Below are 24041 nucleotides of genomic sequence, written 5' to 3'. Positions count from 1 at the left end.
TTAAAAAGATTAAAAAAGATATTCATGAAAAATTATAAAATATTAATTGCTTCCATCTTTGGTGCTGCTGGATTGCTGGTATTGAATGGATGTAGCAAAGACTTTTTAAAAGAGGACCAGATTACTATCCCAGATACGGAATATTTTAAAACGCAGGCAGGGTTGGATGATCTGGCTACAGGAGTTTACTCGAAGCTGAAGTTTAAATACAACTATACCTGGGGTATGGCCTTGTTCAATTTGGGTGCAGACGAATTTACAGATGCAAATAATCCTTCCCCAAGTTTCAACAGCTATAGTGCGGATCTAAATTCTATGGAATCAACCTATGGTGGCGGAAATATTAAGCCAGTATTTGACAATATGTATAGCGGTATCGAATCGGCCAATACGCTGATTCAGAATGTACCGTTGTATTATGATAAATCCAACGCCAACTACAATACACGTCTAGGCGAAGGATACTTTATGCGAGGCTATTTCTATCTGCAACTAATTGTACAGTTTGGTGGAGTTCCACTCAAATTGACACCAACTACAAAAGTAGAATCCTATTTCACGCGGGCTTCGGAGGATGCTTGTTTTGCCCAAGCTATAGCAGATCTTGAACAAGCTTATACATTGTTGCCTGCTTCGGCGACACAATTTGGGCGGGTCACCAAATCTGCTGCGGCGCATTACATTGCCAAAGCAAGATTAACCCGTGCGAGTGAGTTATATGCTTCCTGGAATTCCAAATATACCGCAGAAGATTTGGATGCTGTCATTAAATACGGATCGGAAGTTGTTGCAGCGCACCCTTTGGTTGATGATTATGTCAAATTATGGGATTATCAAAAAGCCAATAGCGCCAACGAAAAAGTATCTGAGGTTGTTCTTTCGGCACAGTTCTCGGACGATCAGGCGACATGGGGACGTTATGGAAATCAAATCCATCTCTATTACCCAGCCGTATACCAAGATTTAGGTGGAACAAGCCGAGATATATCGGGTGATCGTGAATTCTCCTATGCACGTACCACAAATTATACATTGGATGTCTTTGATCGTGTGAATGACTCCCGTTTTTGGAAATCTTTTATTACGATGTACGGTGCCAATAATACCGCTAATGCACCAGAATGGACTGCCGCGAATATCGCTTATGCACCTGCCGGAACCGCGGTAAAAGATAAACGTTTTAAAGGTGGTGAGTTGGGTATCAAGTATATCGTGAACAATGCCGGCGATACGCGTTATAAGGCGATAGCGAGTGATCCAACAGGAGTTCTTAAAAATGGCGTGATGCAAAATCCGCATACGTTTGTGCGTTATTTCCAAGGTGAACCACAGGCTTGGGTAGGTCAGCATGGTAACAATGGTTACTATGGTGTACAATCACGTTATGTGGCACTTTCGAAATTTAGAGATGGTTACCGAGTAAGTATCGCATCTGCCAATGGTACCCGTGATGTGATTATGGCCCGTTCGGCAGAAGATGTATTGATGGTGGCCGAAGCATATATCCGTAAAGGCGAAGGTCAGTATGCTAATGCCATACAATGGATCAATAAATTACGGAATCGTGCCGGATATAAAAATGGTGAAGACCGGGCCAAGCATGTCGACGGTGGACAAGCTTACAAGAATAATTCGTATGCTGTCGGTAAAGGTGGCGGTTTTTCAGCCGAGGGCGCAATTTATTGGGAAGGAAACTCCTACTATGAATCCAATAATGATATGCCCAAGACAACAGCATCATCCGAATCGCAGATGCTGATTAATTCGGTCGCCGATATTTATAACTCGAAAGTCGATGCTCCGATCTATGAGAAATTGGGCGCAGCAAGCAATGCGCAGAAAATGATGGCTTTCCTATTGAATGAACGCACACGCGAATTGTGCGGTGAACTCTATCGCTGGGAAGACCTAGCTCGTACCAAAACCTTAGAAGCAAGATGGAAAGCCTTCAATGATGGTTATGTTCGTACGGGAGCAGCTTTTAGTCCAAATACACACTATTACCGACCGATTCCGCAATCTTTCTTGGATGCAACGACCAATGAAAGTGGTGCCGCATTGACACCGGCAGAAAAACAAGCAATGCAAAATCCAGGCTATTAATTTAGTGAATATAATAAACGTGAATCTACCTGTTCTGTACTAGAATGGGTAGTTTTTTTTGAGGAATCCTTTAGAAGATTTGTAAATATTGGTTTGCAATCGGTTGCAGGATAGGGCAGGATAGGTGCTTTAGCTAGTTTTGGTATCTTACGGCTTGATTCGTATAACATTGCGGATCTGGATAAACCAAATTGTAAATCAACGGAAGGGAAATGTTCACATGGATAGAAGAGTCTTCTTAAAGTCAAATGCATTTTTATGGATGACAGCGGTATTACCTTTAGGTACATCGGCCAAAAAAAGCTGGATAGAGTCGCCCTATTTTAAATTGAAACCGATCGGTCGTTCATTGCAATTACAAAATTATTTTATTTGGTGTTCATCACCGATTTGGGGCGAGGATGGGAAAGTGCATCTTTTTTATTCACGTTGGCGAAAGGAGAAAGGAATGGGGGGCTGGATCAAAGGTTCTGAAATAGCCCATGCGATCGCCGATTCGCCCTACGAAGCATTCAAACATAAAGATATTGTTCTACAACCTCGAGAAGGTTTTTGGGACAGTACCACTTGCCATAATCCCTTGATAAAAAAAATAGATGATACCTATTATTTATTTTATATGGGAAATTCCAATGGCAAGACAGATACGAAGCGAATTGGGGTGGCAACGTCGAAAAACCTGGATGGACCATGGAAACGCAGTGATCGTCCCATTTTGATGCCCGGTGCCGAAGGTACATGGGATGATCATTGCACCACAAATCCAGCATTCTTAAAAGGCGATGACGGTAAATTTTGGCTTTACTACAAATCTTGGAATACAGCCGAATACCTCCGTGATAAAGGTTCTGTCCGGGGGAATCGGAAATATGGGTTGGCCAAAGCAGATCATCCCTTGGGGCCATACATTAAAATAGCTGATCATCCAGTGATTGATTTTTCGAACCGGCCCAATAATGCCCAGCTTGAAGACGCTTTCCTTTGGAAGCAGGATGGGCAGTATTGTTTGATCGCAAGGGATATGGGGTTCTATAATCATGAATATGGCCTAATCTTAGCATCATCAGATGGATTGCAATGGTCCGAACCGAAAGTAGCGTATTTGAATTTAACTAAATATGTCCAGGAACCGCTACCACCGGCAAATTTGAAACGGTTTGGTCGGCTTGAACGGCCCATGATTTTAATGGATAAAATTACAGATAAACCTCGTTTCCTATTTGGAGCTACCCAAGGTGGTGTAGCTGGTACCTCGACAACTTTTGTTTTTGAGATCGTGTGAGGAATTTGCCATAGTCATGTTCAGTTTGAGAAAGTAGTTGCAAAGTTGTGCCTTTGTATGCTGAAGACCGATGCAAGTGCACTAAACCTGAAAGCTGTTACAACAATGATAACCAGAAACAATTATATACCCATGAAAAAAATTTTTAGTATGCTGCTCACACTTTTTGTATGTGTAGCAAGTCAAGCACAACAGACAACGTGGACGAGTGCCCAGCAACCTTTAAATGAAATTGAAGAGCTCAAAAAGATTATTGTGGCTCCTACATTCAAAAATAAGGATTATTCCATCGCTGAATTCGGAGCTATTGGGGATGGCAAAACAAAAAATACAGCAGCCTTTAAAAAAGCGATTGAAGCTTGCAATAAACAGGGCGGAGGACGGGTGGTTGTTCCCAAAGGAATCTACTTGACTGGTGCTATTTATTTGAAAAGTAATGTCAACCTTCATATCAGCGCGGGTGCAACAGTGCTCTTTAGTAGAGATAGTGCAGATTATCCGATGGTCTTCACACGTTGGGAAGGAATGGAGTGTATCAATTTTTCTCCCTTTATCTATGCGTATAAAGAAGAAAATATTGCGATTACAGGAAATGGATTATTGGACGGAAATGCGAATAATGACCATTGGTGGTATTGGTGTGGTGCGCGCAAATATGGATGGCATGAAGGTCGCCCGGGTGAACAAAAACCTGCTCGCGCAATTCTACATCAACAGATGGCCGAAGAAATGGATGCGCGTAAAAGGGTATTCGGGGACGGACATTTCCTTCGGCCAAATTTTGTTCAACCTTATCTATGCAAAAATGTTTGGATTGCTGAGGTCAAGCTGATTAATTCCCCTATGTGGAATCTGAATCCTGTCTTATGCGAGAATGTATTGATCGAAGGCGTAAAAGTGGTTAGCCATGGACCAAATAACGATGGTTGTGATCCCGAAGCAAGCAAAAATGTATGGATCAGAAATTGTTATTTTGATACCGGCGATGATTGTATCGCTATAAAATCCGGGCGGGATGAAGATGGCCGCAATATTGGTCGGCCCGCTGAAAATCATATCATCGAAAATTGCGAGATGAGAGATGGTCATGGCGGCGTGGTCATCGGTAGCGAAATTGCAGGCGGAGCCAGAAATATCTACGCACTTAACAATGTGATGGATAGTCCCAATCTGGATCGTGCCTTGAGGATAAAAACCAGTTCCAGTAGAGGTGGTATCATCGAAAACATATTCTTTTATAACACGCAGGTGGGACAGTATAAGGAAGCGGCGGTACGTTTCAATATGTTTTATGAAAAACCTGGGAAACATATTCCGACAATCCGTAACATCTGGGTCGAAAATCTTCAGGTCAACGGTGGCGGGAAATACGCTGTGTTATCAACCGCATATGAGACCTCGCCTGTGACAGATTTTACAATGGTCAATTGTAAAATTAACGGTGTAAAAGAAGCATTCAAAGTGGATTACCTAAAGAATGTTTCATTAAAGAATGTTATTGTCAACGGAAAAGAGCTAAAGTCTTTTGATTAACATGAAATAGCTATCTATGGAAAGCACTAGCGCCAGTGACTACGAAGCAGCAAGAAGTTACATCAAAAAAACAAAGCTGTTATAGTCAGCACATGAAATAAAGATTGATATGATACGAAAGCATTTGATTGTTTGCGGTTTGTTAGTGGGAGCTGCCTTGCAGTTCGCTGTTGCCCAATCCAAACATTGGCAACATAATGATCGTGTATTGCATTATACCGAAGATCAAGGTGACTTTTTGCTGGTGAATGGACGATATCGATTCAATCGGGCACTTTATGGCAATAATTTGGCATCACGGGTCGAAGCGGGAGATTTACCGGAATTTGCATTATATATGCCCGGAATGGGGGGAAATCTACAATTTGTCCTAGGCAATAAACAGGCGCGTAAGAAAATGATAGATGCCGACCATATCGAGACAAGATATCGACCTGGAGCTATGCATTATCGTATCAAAGATGCTTTATTGGGCAACGGTTATATCGATATCGTTGTGATGGCGCAGGCCGAGGCAGAAGGGATGATTGTAAAACTAGAGGGAACAGCTATTAAACCAGAAGTACAACTGTATGTTGTGTATGGGGGTGCCAGCGGAAAAACATTCAGTAGAAATGGCGACATAGGTGCAGATCCGGAATCGGGGTTTTATCTTCTGCCCGCATATTGTAAACATAATCAATATACACTAAAAGAAAATAGTTTCGGACTAAAGTATCAAAATAAGAAAAATGAACTGCAGTTTATTCAGGGTAATTTTTCTGGGCTTTCAACCCTTCGTGTTTCAGATGCTACGGTTTTGGACGATCTATCGAATTTGACCAAGTCTGAGAACAAGGGCAGCCCTATCCTTGTTGGGGAACTTAATTTAGCTAAAAAAATATGTTATATTCAAATCTCAAAGGGTAGGCTTTCTGCTGAGAAATTTTCTGAAAGTTCATTGGTAAAGGCCTACGAAGAAGCAGAGCAAAAAAGGGTTTCTTTGGCTAGCCGTGTTAAAATAAATACCCCGGATCGATATATCAATAATTTAGGGGCGGCGCTCGCGGTAGCTGCCGACGGTATTTGGGAATCGCCCACTTTTTTGCATGGTGCTGTAGCATGGCGCATGCGTTTGAATGCATGGCGAGGAGCTTATACCGCAGATGCATTGGGATGGCATGCCAGAGCGAAAGAGCACTTTTCGAGTTATGCCAATTCGCAGGTGGTTGAACCAAGTTCTGGCCCGGTTGTGATGGATACCGCACTGCACCTCGCAAGACATCTGGAGAAAATGGGGACTTCCATGTTTTCCAAGGGCTATATTTCCCGCAATCCCAATAACAACAGAGTCGCCCATCACTACGATATGAACTTGGTCTTTATTGATCAACTGTTGTCGCATTTTAATTATACGAGGGATGTTGCTTACATCAAACAGATGTGGCCCACCCTGACTCGGCATCTCCATTGGGAAAAGCGAAATTTTGACCGGGACAATGACGGCTTATATGATGCTTATTGTGCCATTTGGGCCAGTGACGGACTACAATATTCTGGCGGTGCCGTCACGCACACGAGCGCTTATATGTACCGTGCCAATTACATGATGGCCAAACTCGCAAAGGTCATAGGAGAGGACCCGACTCCCTATCAACAAGAAGCCAATAAGATTCGAAAAGCGCTAAAAGACCGACTTTGGCTGAAAGAAAAAGGACATTTTGCGGAGTTTCAGGATGCGCTTGGCAACCAGCTTGTACACGAAAATCCGGGCCTATGGACGATTTATCATGCTGCGGACGCTGCTATGCTGGATGATTTTGAAAGTTACCAAAACCTGCAATATGTAACTAATTATTTGCCGCGGATTCCTATTCGCTTCAAAGGACAGGAACAGCATGACCTGTATACATTGCCTACGACGAGATGGCAACCTTATACTTGGTCAACCAATAATGTAGCTTTGGCCGAGAATCTGCAAACGGCACTTGCGTACTGGCAATCCGGTCGGGCAGATGATGCCTATCAGCTCTGGAAAAGTAATCTCATGGAGAGCATGTATTACGGAATCAGCCCTGGTAACTTTCAGCAACTCTCCCATTATGATGCATTTCGTGGCGAATTATACCGCGATTTTGCCGATCCCATAGGTGTTGCATCACGAACTTTGGTTGAAGGGTTATTTGGTGTACATCCACGACTATTGGATAATCAATTGTTTATTAAGCCGGGCTTTCCATTGGCATGGAATTTTGCGCAAATTGAAATGCCGGAATGGAGTTATGCGTATAAAAAAGATAATACCGCTATCACATTGCAGATGAAGACCCATTATGCGATGCCCGTAAAACTTGTTTTGGAGGTTCCCGTAGATTTTACCCAGGTGAAGGCTGTTAAAGTCAATGGAAAGGAAGTAAAGTGGTCGCTAAAACCTTCCGCTATCAATAGACCATGTATTGTTATTGAATCTGAAGCTGAGTGGAATTTCGACGTCACAATAATCGGCGAAGGTAAGCTCGAAAAGCAGGATACCCAACATGTGGAGCAAGCATTCACCGATCAATGGTCATTTCCTTTAGCTGCCAATACCCAATTGTTGGAATGCTACGATCCACAAAGAATTATCCAAAATCGCGTAGATCACAAATTTTCTTTTGTCCAGCAAGACCGCGTTGGAACCTTTTTTGTAAAGCTTCAGCAGGGAGCTATGGTTTGGTGGCAAGCGGTTGATATGCGGTTACTGCCGCCGATAAAATCAACCATCGTTCGTAGAGAACCAAACTATTACCTGACGCTAGAAAACCGTTCAGATCAGTTGCAAAACCTGAAGATTGAGCATAACGATTTTCAGACTAGCTTAAACTTAAAATCTAATGAGAAAAAAGAACTTGCGCTTCCTGCCCATATCTTTTCAAAAGGAACAAACAGTTTTTATGTGATTACAGGAGCTTATCGTCAAAAAGTAGATTATATTGATTGGAATATCAACGATAAACCAAGTTTTCTGGAAGAAAATTTATCAAGCTATTACAATGCTCGTTTGACGGATATTTTTCAACAAAAATATCTTTCGCCAAGGCCAGAAGGACCTACCTTGCAGCTCCCCTGGCAGGGTATAGGCAATTGGTGTTATCCCTTGACCACGGCAAATATTGATGACAGTGGAATCATGAAAAAAGGCAATCAGGGGAATTTAACATACCTTGGGATTCCGTTTCAGCTAAAAAATGATTCCAAAAATGTGGTCTTTGTCAGCCAGTGGGATAACTATCCGGAAAGCGTTAAGATACCTTTAGCAGGTCAGGCCAGCAAAATGTATTTGCTGGTCTCCGGTTCTACAAATCCGATGCAATCTCAATTTGTAAACGCAAAGATTAAGATCAATTATAGGGATGGAACCGCTGATACCCTCGATCTGATCAACCCCATAAACTGGTGGCCGATCGAACAAGATTATCTGGATGACAACCATGCGTTTGAACTGCCCGATGAAAGAATTCCGTATCGAATCAGTTTAAAATCGGGAGAGCTTTACAAAGGGGGGACCTGGAAACGTTATACGGAAATCAAGGGGTATAGTAATCGTGCAATTGATGGGGGAGCTGCGACCATATTGGATCTACCATTGAATAGGAAAAAGACGTTGCAATCTTTGGAGCTCATGGCTGTGGCAAACGATGCGGTCATCGGTTTGATAAGTTTTACTTTAATGCGATAGATAAAATAAGGAAGTTCAGAAATGTAATCCATCGCTTTGGACTAACATCTTGGATACGGATAAAGTTTGTATAAAACCAACTATAAATGAAAAAGAAATATAACATTATTTTCATTGCCCTTGCGAGCATAATATACCCTATGTTGAGCAAGGCACAACAGGAAACAAAAATTAATCGGGAGAGCGTTGTCAGAAGACATAATGTCTCCAATCAAGCAATGGATACCCTGGCCTCACTTACCGTAGGTAACGGTGCCTTTGCCTATACTGTTGATGCTACTGGGATGCAATCGTTTCCTATATATTATAAAAATGGTGTTTCTTTGGGGACACAGTCCGAGTGGGGATGGGATGCCTTTCCTAATACAAAGAGCTATAAATTTGAGGAAACATTAAAATCCTACGACTTTAACAACGAAGGGCGGGATGCAAAATATAGTATCCAACTGAAAGAGCCAGCGCGTAATGTGGAGGCTGTAAACTACTTTAGAGAAAACAAACATCGTTTACAATTGGGGAACGTTGGCCTGGAGCTTTATCTGAAAAATGGCCAACGGGCAGCCGTTCAGGATATACAGCATATTCGACAGCAGCTGGATCTTTGGACCGGTATTGTCACAAGTGAATTTCGAATTGAAGGAGAAGCGGTTTCTGTAAAAACCGCATCGTATCAAGGTAATGACCGTATCGCTGTCCATGTCGCTTCGCCATTGATAGCACAAAAAAGGCTTAAAATATTTATACACTATCCTTACCCAAGTGGGAAATTTTTGGATGAAGGGACTAATTATGATCAGGCGGATAATCATAAAACTACGATCGTAACGCAATCGGCAAATGTTACATTGATAAATCATCAGTTGCAGGGAACAGACTATTTTACGAAACTCGATTATTCCCAAGGAACGATAAAAAATACAGATCCACACTATTTCGTGTACCAACCAGCAGCGGGACTAAAGGAATTTGATTTTTCTTTTGCATTTGCACCGAAAAATAAATTCGATAATGAAGCCCACAATTATCTTGATGCGGCTGGCGAAAGTACAGCATTCTGGAAGCATTTTTGGGAAAGCGGTGCTGCCGTTGACTTTGCAGGAAGTACAGACCCCAGGGCCAATGAATTGGAAAGGAGAGTGGTGCTATCTCAATATTTGACAAAAGTCCAATGCGGGGGAAGCAATCCGCCACAAGAGACAGGACTTACCTTTAATAGTTGGTATGGGAAGCCGCATACAGAAATGCATTGGTGGCACGCCGTACATTTTGCATTGTGGGGACGAGCCGACATCATGGAAAAAACATTGGACTATTACTTTCGGACTTTTGAAAAAGCGAGGGAGCTTGCAAAGCGGCAAGGTTATCAAGGCGTCCGATGGGTCAAAATGTCTGATAATGAAGGTAATGAAAGTCCTTCGTCGGTAGCAGCATTTCTAGTTTGGCAGCAGCCGCATATTATCTATATGACGGAATTGGCATACAGGGATAAAAAGGGCTTGGCTGTTTTAGAAAAATACAAGGATTTGGTGTTTGCAACGGCTGATTTTATGGCTGACTTTGCACATTATGATCAGGCCACAGGTCGATATAATGTAGGAAAAGGAGTTATTCCCGCGCAAGAAGTTTTTAAGGCTTCGGAGACGATGAATCCGACTTATGAGGTTGCTTATTGGGATTGGGCACTTCGTATAGCCCAACAATGGAAAGAAAGATTAGGTGAGCCCAGGGTTAAGAAATGGGATGAAGTGATTGAAAAATTGGCCCCCTTACCAAGTAAAGACAAGGTCTACTTGGCCACTGAAACTGCTCCCGATTCTTATACTTACGATCGTTGGATGACAGACCATCCTGCGGTACTCGGTGCATTGGGGATGGTTCCTGAATCTCCGAAGCTGAATAAAGATATAATGAAAAATACGCTGGATGTCGTTTTAAAGAAATGGCATTGGGAAAAAACCTGGGGTTGGGATTTCCCGATGACGGCCATGAATGCTGCCCGTCTGAATCTTCCCAATAAAGCGCTGGATGCATTATTTATGAATATCCAAACCAATACTTATCTCAAAAATGGTCACAATTATCAAGATGGACGCCTGCGAATCTATTTGCCAGGCAATGGTGGGGTGCTGACGGCCGTAGCGATGATGCTTGAAGGTTGGGACGCTTCCAACAGTGATTTACCCGGGTTTCCAAAAGACGGTTCATGGGTTATAAAAAAAGAAGGATTTAAAAAAATGCCTTAATAGATGAAGAAAATAATATTACTATTGCTTTTGGGGTGTGGAACGGTAGCAACAATTGCTCAGGAATTGCCCGCTAAGTCAACGATTGTGCGTGAGTTGCGTTCTGCGAATGATTATTTTATGCGTAAATGGCCAGACCCTGTTAAAACCATCATTACAAATAAAGAAAGGCCGGCCAATATTTGGACCCGTGGTGTGTACTATGAGGGACTGATGGCCTTCTACAAGATCGATAAACAGAAACGATATTATGATTATGCAGTAGAGTGGGGTGAAAAACATCATTGGAAACCTGTTCGTGGTGAAGTTTATACACGACATGCCGATAATCAAAATTGTGGGATGACTTATATTGATCTATATCGCATTGATCCGAAACCTGAACGTCTGGCAGCGATCAAAGCAAATATAGACTCTGTCATCAATAGTGGCCGATATGATGACTGGACTTGGATCGATGCGATCCAAATGGCGATGCCGATCTTTGTCAAACTGGGCGTAACGTTAAACGATACTAAATATTTTGACTGTATGTATAAGATGTATAGTCATATTAAATATCAGGAAGGAGGGCATGGTCTCTTTAATCCGAAAGACAACCTGTGGTGGCGCGATAAGGATTTTATACCACCCTATGCCGAACCTAATGGTGAAGACTGTTACTGGGCACGCGGAAATGGCTGGGTGCTCGCAGCACTGGCCCTGGTGCTTCAGGAACTACCTAAGACAGATGCACATTATATGGAGTATCTGGATGATTTCCAAAAGTTAGCGGAAGCATTGCGTCCATTACAAAGAACAGATGGTTTCTGGAATGTGAGCTTGCACGACCCGAATCATTTTGGCGGAAAAGAAGCTTCGGGTACTGCATTGTTTGTTTATGGAATGGCTTGGGGAATAAATACAGGGCATTTGGCGAAAAAAGATTTTTTACCAGCAGTGGAAAGGGGATGGAATGCAATTTCGAAGGAGTCACTGCAACCAAATGGCTTTTTAGGATACATACAATCGACAGGGAAAGAACCTAAAGATGGACAGCCTGTTACTGTCGATAAAGTTCCGGATTTTGAAGATTATGGGCTAGGTTGTTTCCTGTTGGCAGGAACTGAAATTTATAAACTTGCAAAAAAATAGAGTGATACTCCAAGTTGATATTCTAAACTTTTATTGACAGGACTATTTCACAAAAAGGCGCAATCAAATCTGATTACGCCTTTTTTATTCAGAAGAATATTTCCTAGATCCATTCTGGATTTTTTAACGCAGATGCATCTTTAATCTTTGGTGAAATATCCGACGATACATGGTGGTGATTCATCTTGTCTTAACTTTGATATGTTTTTAAATCTAACGTGCAACCGGTTGTTACCATCGACTGTCCTGAACTGTCCTGCAAACGTTGCCGGTATCGTTTGCGTAATTTTAATCGCACCATTCTATGGTATCAAGCCTGTTTTCAGTTAATATTGTTTATACGAATTGCAAGAATAACCAATTGAAATTTGCTGTAAATTTTATTAGAAGAATTACGAATCGATATTAAAAAGCAACGATAACAGCTAACACTGCTGTGAAGTAATTCACGAATAAAATAATAACCAATTTAATATAGTAACTTAATTATGAGAAAAATCAAAACCTTGTTGTTTCTGATTTCTGTGGCACAAGTCGCCTTGGCGCAGGAAAAGAAAATTGTGGGGACAGTCTATGGTCCTGATGCAAGACCGATGTCGGGGGTAACGGTCAGCATAAAAGGAAAAAGCAAGCAGGCAAGTACCAATAAAGATGGACAATACACTATTGCCGTTGGCTCTCTCCAGGATACCCTAGTTTTTTCTTCTGTAGGATTTATTCGAGCTGAAAAGCCCGCTGCAATCGGCAATAATATTGTTGTGACCCTACAGGAAGATGCCCGTGGACTTGATGAGGTTGTTGTCATTGGCTATGGTACTGTTTCACGTAAGGATCTTGCCGGTGCAGTGAGTTCGATCAAAGGAAAGGAATTGGAGAAAGCGCCTGTGGTCAATGTTGCCGAAGCATTAACTGGCCGGCTGCCGGGAGTACAGGTCACCACAGTGGATGGTGCTCCGGGGGCAGAGATCGTTATTCGAGTACGCGGAGGTGGCTCAATTACGCAAGATAATGCCCCCCTTTACATTGTCGATGGTTTTATTGTTAATAACCTCAACGATATCTCTGCTTCGGATATCGAATCCATTGATGTACTAAAAGATGCCTCATCAACAGCAATTTATGGTTCCAAAGGAGCAAATGGTGTCGTTATTGTCACCACCAAGACACCAAAGGCTGGCAAGACCAGCATCAATTATAATAACTTTTTTCAAAGTAAGTATATGCCCAAGGAATTGGGGGTACTTTCACCCTATGAATTTGCCCTCCTGCATTATGAATATGGAATGATTCGCGGAACAACGTCGAGCGAGTATACCAATTTTAAAAAATTCTTTGGCGAATATGATGACCTGGAACTCTACAAATATCAAGCGGGTACCAATTGGCAAAACGAACTTTTCGGTGGTGCTGTGCGTTCCAGCCAGCATAACCTTTCCATCTCCGGGGGGACAGAGAAAACCAAATGGGGCTTTAACAATACCTATAACAAGGACGAAGGGCTAATGCTCAATTCTGGACAAAAACGATACTACTTTAATTTCAAATTGAACCATGAATTGTACAAAAATCTCAAATTGGATCTTTCCGCCCGGTATACCAATAATGTGATCGATGGCGCCGGAACATCGGGAACTTCGAGCGTCCGTATTTCAGATGGTATCCAGACTAGGCCGATTAATGGTTTGGTGGATCATATGGTTATCGATCCTACTACAATAGTCGACGGCGAAGACGATTACGATAATTTTCTTCGTAGTCTGATCAACCCTGTTGAACTCGCCAAACAGGATTACCGGCAGCGGAAAACCCGTGACTTTAGTTTCGGGGCGGCCATTACCTATAACCCATTAAAAAATCTGAACCTTCGTTCCGAGGCTGCAATCACCCTGCGTGGAGGTGATAGCAAACGCTACTGGGGCCCGCTGACCGGAGAATCCCGGAATGTGGGTTTGAATTTGCCTTTAGGTCAAATTGATTTATCCAATGCAAGCATTTATCGTTTTGTGAATACCGCTAACTATACAGCTCTCAAGGATAAAAAACATAATTTAAATCTCTTACTGGGACATGAATTGAGTTTTACCACGGGTAATACCAGCTTGAACCGGGCCAAATATTTCAACGAAAATGTAACGCCAGAGGCTTTATTTTCGAATATGGCTTTGGGGACACCTGAACGCATGGAAACATATGAAGTCCGTGGCGAAGATTTTGTGTCCTTTTTTGGCCGTGCAAACTATTCCTATTTAGATCGTTATATTCTCTATGCAACATTACGTGCCGACGGCAGTAGCAAATTTGCACCGACCAAAAGATGGGGCTACTTCCCTTCGGCCTCTTTGGCCTGGAAGGTGAAAGAAGAAAATTTTTTGAAGGATGTGAGTTTTATCAATGACCTAAAGCTGCGTTTGAGCTACGGCCAGGCAGGAAATAACCGGATCGCCAACGATTCCTGGCGAATGTTATACGGACCTAGCCAAAATCGGCCTTATGGCGCCGGGGATATTAATCAGACGTATTACAATATCTTAAATTCTTCTTTGCCAAATCCCAATCTAAAATGGGAAACAACAGTCTCGCGTAATTTAGGCTTAGATTTCAGCCTTTTTAACAATAAGCTTTCGGCCATCATTGATATCTACAAAAACACAACAAAAGATTTAATTATCGACAATGAAATTCCACCTTATAATGGTTTTACCAAGCAATTGATCAATCTTGGAGAAACGAGCAACAAGGGTATTGAAATAGGGCTCACAGCACCACTGATCGAAAAGCAGGATTATGGATTGACGCTCTCGTTCAATATAGGTCGTAATATTCCGAAAATTGAAAAACTTGACGGCAATAATAGACGAGTTTTGCAATCCAATTGGGCGGGTACAGACCTTAAATCGCAAGATGATTACCTTTTTAATGTAGGTGAAACCATCGGGCAGATTTATGGATATGTTGCCGACGGTTTCTATACATCAAATGATTTTGAATCTTACAATGGTGGTAGTTCCTATACCCTTAAGGATGGAATCGCTTCGTCGCAGGGTATACTTGGCGGAACATTGGGCATTAGGCCAGGAACGATGAAGCTTAAAGATCTCAATGGAGATGGTCTCATAACAGCTGAAGGGGATAGGCAGGTGATTGGAAATGCTTTACCTAAACATTCCGGTGGAGTAGGATTCAACGGCCGCTATAAAAGTTTTGACTTAAGTACTTTTTTTAACTGGGTTTACGGAAATGACATCTATAATTCGGGGCGTATACAGTATAATATGCTCTATAGAACGACATTTGGTAATATTTCCGATCGGATGAATTCCCATGACCGCTTTAAGTATATCAATAATGCCGGGGAGTTGGTAACAGGCTTGGACGAACTTGCAGCACTGAATAAAGATGCCAAAGTATGGTCGCCATTTTCGATGGGCACAGCATCTCCTGTATTAACTTCCGATGCCATTGAGGATGGCTCATTCCTGCGGCTTTCCTATGTAACTTTAGGCTATACCTTGCCCAAGCAACTGACCTCACGCGTTGGAATAGCCTCTTTGCGTCTCTTTGCTACTGTTTACAATGCTTTTGTATGGACCAAGTATTCCGGATATGATCCTGAAGTCTCAACTACCCGAAGCAGCGCATATGCTGCGTTAACACCGGGTGTGGATTATTCTGCCTATCCAAAAAGTAGAACCTTTACGTTCGGTTTGAATGTCAATTTTAAATAAGAACACCATGAGAAAATATTTTAAAAAATCAAGATATATAGCTTTAATTATTTCACTGGGACTGATCTCCTGTGAGAAGTTTCTAGATACGGATTCGCCATCAAATTTTACACAAGAGACGATCTATGCCAATGTGAGCGATGCAACCAAAGGAGTGAGTAGCATCTACGCTTTATTTAATCAAGATGCTTTTACCTCCCGGCTTTCCAATGCGTTTATTCCCAATACGGACATTGAAGTTGGCGGAGTGGGAGCTGCACCGGAAAACTCGAGAAGGGATATCTGGTCCATGGAAGCTACGGATGGTAACGGCGATATCCGGACGGTTTGGAACAACGCCTATAATGCGATTAACCGTGCAAATTTGGCTATCGAAGGAATTGAACAGTCTCCTATTGCCAATCATGCCGACATGAAGCAGCTGCTAGGTGAAGCTAAAGCGCTCCGCGCGCTATGGTACTATTGGTTGGTCAATTACTGGGGGGATGTCCCGTTCAAATTAAAACCTACGCAAGGGGGAGATAATTTATACCTGTCGCGAACTGGACGGGATACAATTTTAAGTACCTTGATTCAAGACCTTATCGGTATTGAGTCGAGTATGAAACCAGCTTCGCAGCTGAGCTATGGTGTCGAATCTGTAAATCGAGAATTTACGCAAGGCTTAATTGCCCGATTAGCTTTATGTAGAGGAGGTTATTGGCTATATCCTGATATGACTATGAAGCGTAAAGACGATTATCTGACCTATTATCAAATTGCAAAAGAGTATAGTAAAAAAGTGATGGATGAGTCAGGACATTCGTTAAATCCAAAATTCGCAGATATTTTCGATAATCAAAGCAAATGGATTGTTGACAGTAAAACTGACGTGCTTTTTGAAGTCGCTTTTGCTCCGGGCTTTGGCGATGTGGGGTGGAATATTGGCGTTGCGGTTGATGCTGGAGAGCATCCTTATGGATCTGGGTCGAGTTATATGCCCTATAATCCGGCATATGTATATAGTTTTGACACCCTGGATACCAGATTATCCAAAACAGCAGCGTTCGTCAAATATAATTCTAAGCTGGAGCAAGCGACGATCAGTGCGACGGGAATAGGTATAGGCAAATGGAATAGAATGCTTATGCCGACACCATCGGGTTCAAATTCTGCTAAAGGAACCGGGATAAATTGGCCTATTATGCGTTTATCGGATGTTATATTGATGTATGCCGAAAGTGAGAATGAACTGAATGGTCCGACGCTCGAGGCCCAAGAGGCATTGAAAAAAGTACGGCAACGTGCCTTTTCAGCAGCAACATGGACGAATAAGGTCGATCAATATGTGACTCAGGTTTCGGGAAGTAAAGGCACCTTTTTCAATGCGATAGTTGATGAACGCGCTTGGGAGCTGGGCGGTGAATGCATTCGTCATTATGATTTAATCCGATGGAATCTATTTGGTAAAAAAATTGCCGAAAATCGTAAAAAACTGATGGAGATAGGCGAAAACACCTTTAATGGAGCAGGCCCATATGCAAGTTTACCGGGGAATCTTTACTATCGTTTGAAAGCAGACAAAACAATCGAATGGTATGGTGGATTGTTTAAACAGGTCGTTGTGCCACCTAAGTTAAAAGACAGTCCTTCAAAGGGGGATAACCCGGATGGATATACTAATCTGACTTGGCTTAAAGCGCTATACAACGATAAAGAAAAGCGTGCCGCGGATTACATCTTGCGCTCATGGCGGGGATATAAAGACGATACAGGAATGGCCCCGGCGCCCTATATATTGCCCCTGCATAGTTCTACTGTGACCAGCAGTTTGGGGACATTAAAAAATGAAGGCTATAATTTTTAATCAGGTTATTTTCCATCGGATTGATGGAAAACAAAAACGTATTTAAGATGAAACGTATATCATATTTAATCCACTCGATTATGCTTTTGGGCACAGTGATACTACTCCTGTCGGGCTGTAAAAAAGAATGGACCGCGGAGCTGGACGGTGATGCTCCGCGATTGTTTAGACCCTCTATGAAGGGAGCACTCGTAGCCACCGGTAATTATATTGATGTTGCCTGGCAGGAGAGTGAGGGAGCTGGCGGTTATAAAGTTGAGGTCAGTATAGATACTTTTAAAACTATTACAAAATCAATTGATGTCGTGGACACGACTGCTGGAACGGTAGATGACTTGCTTTGGGAGCAACTTTATCAAGTCCGTGTAACAACGCTTCACCCCACGGATGCTGCTAAAAATTCGAGACCTGCGGATTTTGGTGAAATAAAGACTCCGCGGTTTCCTACGATCGTCCTTAATCCGGTTTCATCGGACATTGGAGTGAATCGTATTCTGTTTAAATGGAATAATGAAGGTGACGCCGTGACAACGGTCAAGGTTTTTCAGGGAGCTACCGAATCCACTCCCGAAACACTCGTCCAGACAATAGTGTTAACACCGCAAAATATCTCCGATACCTGGGTGTTGATCGAAAATCTAAAAGCAGCAACGGCCTATCGCGTGGCGCTTTATAGCGGTGAGAAATTTAGGGGTGAAAATAATTACACGACAAAAGATCCTTTGAGCGGTGAAATCATCGATTTGAGCAAGGAAAACCCCGCAGGTGTTAATTTGGGGGATGTCATCTCAAAAGCCAATGCAGGGGTGACCATCTTATTGAAAAAGGGAGCCACATACGAAATATCGACCGGTGTTAATTTCAGTAAATCAGTGACAGTAATGTCCGAAGATAATCCATTGATCAAGATCAAAGCACAATTGTCCATCAGTGGAGTATCTAATTTTGGTATTACAGCCAATAGCACGATAGCTAAGCTTTCCTTTGTTGACCTCGAAATATTTAGTAATGATGCAGCTGGTAAATATATTTTCAATCCAAATACAATGGCAACTATCAATCTATTTTCTTTTGAAAACTGTATCATACACGATGTGCGCGGGGTAACTAGGTACAGAGGGGGGATCACTGTTGGGCAGCAGACTTTTTCCAATTGTATCTTGTTTAACATAGGTGGATATGGAGTGCTGACAGTCGATGATAACAAGTCTGCAGTCAATAATTTCACATTCGAAAATTCAACTGTTTATAATACAGAGCTATTTCTAGCCAGTAAAAATAACGCCAGCGGCGTTTACAGAGTTTTGAACAGCACATTTTATCGTGTCCCGCTTGCCGGGAAGAACGTTGTCGATTTTGGCGGTACCACAAATACCATTACCGGCGGGCTTGAGATCAAGGGTGTGATATTCGGTGATCCGAAGACCACAGAACCAAATGCGACAAACAAAACATTAGGCAGCATAAGAATCAATCCAAGTACACAGATTACTGCCGGCGGAAATTACCGTACGGCCGATTTTACCTGGAAGGAGGCGTCTGATTTAATTCCGCTGTCCACACTTGATTATTCCAAGAAAAGTACGGATTTATTTACAGATCCAGAAGCGGGCAACTTCAAGATTAAAGATAACGGCTTTGCCGGAAAAGACAATGCCGGAGATCCACGTTGGAGACCATGAGAATAACCGAATCCTATATAGCTATACCCCATTTAAACCTTACTTAACATGATGAAATTATCAACAGTACTACTGTTAACTACGGTTAGCATGTATGCCGCATGCTCAAAATCCATTGTACAGCAGCCCGATAACGGGGGAGTTTTGGCGGATCCTTCGAATCTAAATGTGCAGGTCGAAGGAACAAAGGCAAATTTTAGCTGGACGAAGGATCCGATGGCAGATGGCTATTTCCTACAATTGGCGGAAGGAACCTCCTTCGGTAAGGCAGCTTACTCCAGCGATACTATTCAAAATGAGCAATATGCTTTTGCTGATTTAAAACCCAAGACAGATTATACCTTACGGATTAGGGCGATAGATCAGGATAATCCAGCATTTACATCGCGGAGCATATACAAATCCTTTCAGACAGAAGCTGTTGCTGTGGAGCCGATATATGCTTTCCCCGGGGCCGAAGGCTTTGCACGCCAGGTTACAGGTGGCCGGGGTGGTCGGGTCATCAAAGTGACCAACCTGAATGACGCGGGGCCGGGGAGCCTGCGCGAAGCCTTAGATCAGACCGGGGCACGTATTATCGTCTTTGAAGTGTCCGGCAATATCGTGCTGAAGAGTAATCTGGATATCAAGAATGGTGATGTGACTATCGCCGGGCAGTCCGCTCCTGGAGATGGAATTTGCCTGCAGGATTATCCGGTTAGCATAAAAGCCGATAACATTGTCGTCCGATTTTTGCGTTTCCGGATGGGGGACCGACAACAGGTTGAGGGGGATGCGATAGGTGGTTTTGAACGCAAAAATATACTGGTTGACCATTGTTCGATGAGTTGGTCTACAGATGAATGTGCATCATTTTATAATAACGACAGCTTCACCATGCAATGGTGTATTATCGCCGAAAGTTTGCGCTTATCGGCACATGCCAAAGGAGCACATGGTTATGGTGCCATTTGGGGTGGAAAGAAAGCGACATTTCATCACAATCTGGTAGCGCATCATGACAGCCGGAATCCACGCTTAGGAGAGCGGGAAGGATCAGCGTATGCATTGACGGATCTCGTTGATATTAGAAATAATGTTTTCTACAATTGGGCAAGCAATAGCGGTTATGGTGGTGAAGCGATGCATGTCAATATCGTTAATAATTATTATAAACCCGGTCCTGCTACGCGGTCTGGTGTTCGTGGCAGAATAGTATCCATCGATAAATATCTAAAAAATGAGGCTTCGCCCATTTACAACAAATGGGGAGAATTTTATGTTCAGGGAAACTTCATTGAAGGGAATGTTCTGGCTAATTCCGATAACTGGACAAATGCCGTAGCGAATCAATTCAATGCAAAATATGGCATATTGGACGCAGCTACGCTAAGTGCCATCCAGTTGACAGCAGCTTTGCCGATTGAAGATAATGTGAAAACCGAATCAGCTGAACAAGCTTATCATACCGTTCTGGAGAAAGTAGGCGCCTCACTCGTACGGGATGATGCTGACATCCAGATTATAAATACAGTTAAGAATGGGAATTTTACGGCGAATGGATCTAGTGGCGATGAGCGGAGCCGAAATGGCATTATTGACTCACAAGACGATGTTGGTGGATGGCCTCAACTCAAACAAGGAACAGTTCTAAAAGACAGCGATGGGGACGGCATGCCAGATGCTTGGGAGACCGCCAACAAGTTGGATCCGAACAAACCAAATGCAAATGATAGGGATTTGAGCCCGGGCTATGATAACGTAGAGGTATATCTAAATAGTTTGGTAAAACATTTATATTAAATTTTAGTTCGATGAAAAATCAAATCTTACATTGGATCAATAGTGCGGTCTATTTCAATTGTATCCTATTCCTTCCTTCCTGCAAAAATGAAATGCTGTATAATCAACAAATGCTTTCTGAGTTAGAAGGCCCCCAGGAGATACATATTGAAAGCCAGCATAATCAAGCAGCCGTCAGCTGGAATCCCATTACTGGTGCTGACGGATATTTTGCTGAACTTTCAATAGGACCTTCTTTTGTCTCAACTTTGAGGCAGTCCGATACGATAAAGAACACCAAATATACTTTTGAGGACTTGGAAGCAAATACAGCTTATACAGTCAGACTGCGGAGCATAAACCTTACATCGCCATCGCTAACCTCCAAAAAGCAGGTAAAGACATTCACTACTGCAGCGATGCCCAAAGAAGATTTCGTACCGGATATTGTTGTAGCAAAAGATGGTACCGGAGATTATCTTTCTGTACAGGAAGCCATTCATGCAGCTCCAGTCAATGGAGCACAACCCTTTTATATCTATATCAAATCCGGTACCTATAAAGAAATCATTGAAATACCACAAAATAAACCCCTTATTCACCTGATAGGTGAAGATAAAGAAACGACTATCTTGACATTTGACAATTACAGTGGTAAAACTAAACCTGATGGTGGTACATATGGAACAGCAGATTCCCGCTCCGTATATATAAAAGGAGATCAGTTTGTTGGTGAAAGGCTTACTTTTGCCAATTCTGCGGGTATGGATGCCGGACAAGCGGTCGCTTTATATATCGACGCACCTAGGTCCGCCTTCAATGATTGTAAAATGTTGGGCTATCAGGATACCTGGTACGGACACAATGGAACAAAGTCCCTGTTGGAAAATTGCTATATAGAAGGCTCTGTGGATTTTATGTTTGGAGGATCTACGACCGTGTTTTCCAAATGCCAGGTTCATAGCAACCGTACCGCAGGCTATATTACTGCTGCTTCTACTCCGGATGAGCAGCACTATGGTTATGTCTTTGTCGACTGTAAATTAACCGCTGCAAACAATGTCTCAGAGGTATGGTTGGGTCGACCTTGGCGTCCTTACGCAAAAGTCGTCTTTATGAATACTGAAATGGGAAAACATATTCGGCCGCAGGGTTGGCATAATTGGGGAAATCCTGAGAATGAAAAGACGGCTTATTATGCTGAATATAAAAGTCGTGGTGAAGGAGCTCATATAAACAGCCGAGTTAGCTGGTCACATCAGCTGACCGATGCCGAAGCAGAGCAATATACAAAAGAGAAGGTGTTGGATGGCTGGGAACCGACCTTCTTACCGGAAAACGCACGGATAGTAACAAAGCACAAAAAATAGGAGAAAACAAGATACAATGCCTGGTGTCCTTTTGACATACAACAGTACAGTACAGGATGATGAAACCGGTTGCATTGTGTAATATTGTGTAAACCAATATATAACAATTATAAACCCAAAGCCAGCACTGGCTGGCTTGAAAATCTCATCATTATGAAAAGACAGTGTCTATTTTCTTTTGGCGCTTTGGCTATGATTCTTCTTTCTTGTACCAAAGATACACTTGTTTCCAGATTGGAATGGATTGAATGGGCTGAAAGTAATGCTACAACTGAGGACGGAAGGCTACTTGCTTTTCCTGGGGCAGAAGGTTTTGGCCGTTTTGCTACCGGGGCCAGAGGGACAGCAACACCAAGCGTTTATTTTGTAACAAATCTGGATGACAGCGGTGCAGGCTCGTTTCGTGACGCAGTGAGCAAGCCTGGACGTTTTGTGTTGTTTAACGTATCCGGAATCATTAAATTAAAATCTAATCTAGCTGTTGCTGCAAACACCACCATTGCCGGGCATACGGCGCCAGGCGATGGTGTGGTTCTATATGGAAGGAAAGTTTCTTTTTCTGGCTCAAATGGGACGATTGCGCGCTTCGTGAGGATCAGGCTCGGCGCCAATGCGGGTGCCGGGAAAAGTGACGATGCATCCGGTATTGCCAACGGAAAAAATATCATGCTCGATCATATGTCTTTCACTTGGGGCTTGGATGAGGTATTTTCCATTAACTGGGATAATAAAGGGAATGAGCCTGATAGTATTACCATTCAAAATTCGATTATTGGTCAAGGTTTACAGCGTCACAATCACTCTGCTGGCGGCTTGATACAGACAGGAGGAAAAATATCGATTATCAAATCATTATATCATAGCAACAAGACCAGAAATCCGAAAGTGAAAGGCATTAACGAATTTGTCAATAATGTTGTTTATAACTTTGGAAACGCTAATACAACCTATCCTAATCATAGCGTATCTGCTGATGCTTACATTCTTGGTGGTGAATCCTCCGGAGAGTCTAACGTGACCATATTAAATAATTATTTTGTGGGAGGGCCGTCAACCCCAAAGACGAAAGGAACTCCATTTTCTAGAGGAAACGGCAACTTTAATCTCTATCAGTCGGGTAATTATTTTGACAATAATCAGAATGGTAAGCTAGACGGGGAATTAATTGAGGCTACAGAAGCTTGGTACCCGGGGCTAGCTGCAGATAATTTTAAAACAGCCGGCTTCTACGAGACCTACCCTACCTTGAGACCCAAAATGAGCGCTAAAAAAGCGTATTCCTATTTGATTGATCATGTCGGTGCCACCTTGCCCCAAAGAGATCAGGTTGATGCTTTTTTAATTCATGAATTACAGAGCAAAGGCACACTCGGATTTTATACCTATCGCGAATCGGATCTTCCTTTGGAAAATGACGGGTTGGGCAGATTTGAATCTGCCGATCTACCGATGGATTCGGATGGAGATGGAATACCTGATGAATGGGAAGTAAAGTTAAAGCTTGACAAAAATAATAATGCTGATGCCTTGCAATCAAGTAAACATCCATTGTTCAAGGGCTATTTAAATATGGAGGCCTATTTGATCTTGTTAGCCCAAAAATAAGATAGTTTATCCAGCTATAATCAAATCTCAATTATAAACCAATGCCAGTATAACAAATTG

12 protein-coding genes are annotated in these 24041 nt (G+C 42.5%); all 12 read left to right on the top strand.

Going from position 1 to position 24041, the window contains the following annotated elements; translation table 11 throughout:
• The first annotated feature begins 24 nt into the window (after positions 1–24).
• Positions 25–2103 (top strand): RagB/SusD family nutrient uptake outer membrane protein, encoded by a 2079-nt coding sequence (locus ABTV71_RS25505; RefSeq protein ID WP_121120591.1) that lies wholly within the window; start codon positions 25–27, stop codon positions 2101–2103.
• 220 nt (positions 2104–2323) lie between these two features.
• Positions 2324–3385: a glycoside hydrolase family protein gene (locus ABTV71_RS25500; RefSeq protein ID WP_433901509.1), complete on the top strand. Its 1062-nt coding sequence runs from the start codon at positions 2324–2326 to the stop codon at positions 3383–3385.
• 132 nt (positions 3386–3517) lie between these two features.
• The gene (locus ABTV71_RS25495; RefSeq protein WP_433901508.1) at positions 3518–4918 is read left to right on the top strand and encodes a glycoside hydrolase family 28 protein; all 1401 of its coding nucleotides are present in this window, start codon (positions 3518–3520) and stop codon (positions 4916–4918) included.
• A gap of 109 nt (positions 4919–5027) precedes the next feature.
• Positions 5028–8615, top strand: a complete 3588-nt coding sequence (locus tag ABTV71_RS25490) for a DUF4450 domain-containing protein (RefSeq protein ID WP_433901507.1) — start codon at positions 5028–5030, stop codon at positions 8613–8615.
• An 86-nt stretch (positions 8616–8701) separates the two neighbouring features.
• Entirely contained in the window at positions 8702–10858 is a 2157-nt protein-coding gene (locus ABTV71_RS25485; RefSeq protein WP_433901506.1) for a hypothetical protein, read from the top strand.
• A gap of 3 nt (positions 10859–10861) precedes the next feature.
• Entirely contained in the window at positions 10862–11992 is a 1131-nt protein-coding gene (locus ABTV71_RS25480; RefSeq protein ID WP_433901505.1) for a glycoside hydrolase family 88/105 protein, read from the top strand.
• 488 nt (positions 11993–12480) lie between these two features.
• Positions 12481–15717, top strand: coding sequence for a SusC/RagA family TonB-linked outer membrane protein (locus tag ABTV71_RS25475; protein WP_433901504.1), 3237 nt, complete (start codon positions 12481–12483; stop codon positions 15715–15717).
• Positions 15718–15724: 7 nt separating this feature from the next.
• A complete protein-coding gene (locus tag ABTV71_RS25470) occupies positions 15725–17563 on the top strand; it encodes a RagB/SusD family nutrient uptake outer membrane protein (protein ID WP_433901503.1) in 1839 nt (612 codons plus the stop codon).
• 47 nt (positions 17564–17610) lie between these two features.
• Positions 17611–19245, top strand: coding sequence for a DUF4957 domain-containing protein (locus ABTV71_RS25465; protein ID WP_433901502.1), 1635 nt, complete (start codon positions 17611–17613; stop codon positions 19243–19245).
• A 48-nt stretch (positions 19246–19293) separates the two neighbouring features.
• Positions 19294–21027, top strand: a complete 1734-nt coding sequence (locus tag ABTV71_RS25460; RefSeq protein ID WP_433901501.1) for a fibronectin type III domain-containing protein — start codon at positions 19294–19296, stop codon at positions 21025–21027.
• A gap of 11 nt (positions 21028–21038) precedes the next feature.
• Positions 21039–22376 (top strand): pectinesterase family protein, encoded by a 1338-nt coding sequence (locus tag ABTV71_RS25455; RefSeq protein WP_433901500.1) that lies wholly within the window; start codon positions 21039–21041, stop codon positions 22374–22376.
• Between the two features lie 153 nt (positions 22377–22529).
• The gene (locus tag ABTV71_RS25450) at positions 22530–23981 is read left to right on the top strand and encodes a pectate lyase family protein (protein WP_433901499.1); all 1452 of its coding nucleotides are present in this window, start codon (positions 22530–22532) and stop codon (positions 23979–23981) included.
• The last annotated feature ends 60 nt before the right edge of the window (positions 23982–24041 follow it).

This window comes from Sphingobacterium puteale (assembly GCF_050986225.1).
GTDB lineage: Bacteria > Bacteroidota > Bacteroidia > Sphingobacteriales > Sphingobacteriaceae > Sphingobacterium > Sphingobacterium puteale.
Note: the sequence above shows the minus strand (reverse complement) of the source record. Positions and strands in the feature narration are given on the sequence as shown.

Excerpts from the sequence above, each read along its gene's own strand:
- ABTV71_RS25465 (WP_433901502.1), top strand. The coding sequence starts at position 17,611 with ATGAAACGTATATCATATTTAATCCACTCGATTATGCTTTTGGGCACA.
- ABTV71_RS25480 (WP_433901505.1), top strand. The coding sequence starts at position 10,862 with ATGAAGAAAATAATATTACTATTGCTTTTGGGGTGTGGAACGGTAGCA.
- ABTV71_RS25455 (WP_433901500.1), top strand. The coding sequence starts at position 21,039 with ATGAAAAATCAAATCTTACATTGGATCAATAGTGCGGTCTATTTCAAT.
- ABTV71_RS25495 (WP_433901508.1), top strand. The coding sequence starts at position 3,518 with ATGAAAAAAATTTTTAGTATGCTGCTCACACTTTTTGTATGTGTAGCA.
- ABTV71_RS25460 (WP_433901501.1), top strand. The coding sequence starts at position 19,294 with ATGATGAAATTATCAACAGTACTACTGTTAACTACGGTTAGCATGTAT.
- ABTV71_RS25485 (WP_433901506.1), top strand. The coding sequence starts at position 8,702 with ATGAAAAAGAAATATAACATTATTTTCATTGCCCTTGCGAGCATAATA.
- ABTV71_RS25505 (WP_121120591.1), top strand. The coding sequence starts at position 25 with ATGAAAAATTATAAAATATTAATTGCTTCCATCTTTGGTGCTGCTGGA.
- ABTV71_RS25470 (WP_433901503.1), top strand. The coding sequence starts at position 15,725 with ATGAGAAAATATTTTAAAAAATCAAGATATATAGCTTTAATTATTTCA.
- ABTV71_RS25450 (WP_433901499.1), top strand. The coding sequence starts at position 22,530 with ATGAAAAGACAGTGTCTATTTTCTTTTGGCGCTTTGGCTATGATTCTT.
- ABTV71_RS25490 (WP_433901507.1), top strand. The coding sequence starts at position 5,028 with ATGATACGAAAGCATTTGATTGTTTGCGGTTTGTTAGTGGGAGCTGCC.
- ABTV71_RS25500 (WP_433901509.1), top strand. The coding sequence starts at position 2,324 with ATGGATAGAAGAGTCTTCTTAAAGTCAAATGCATTTTTATGGATGACA.
- ABTV71_RS25475 (WP_433901504.1), top strand. The coding sequence starts at position 12,481 with ATGAGAAAAATCAAAACCTTGTTGTTTCTGATTTCTGTGGCACAAGTC.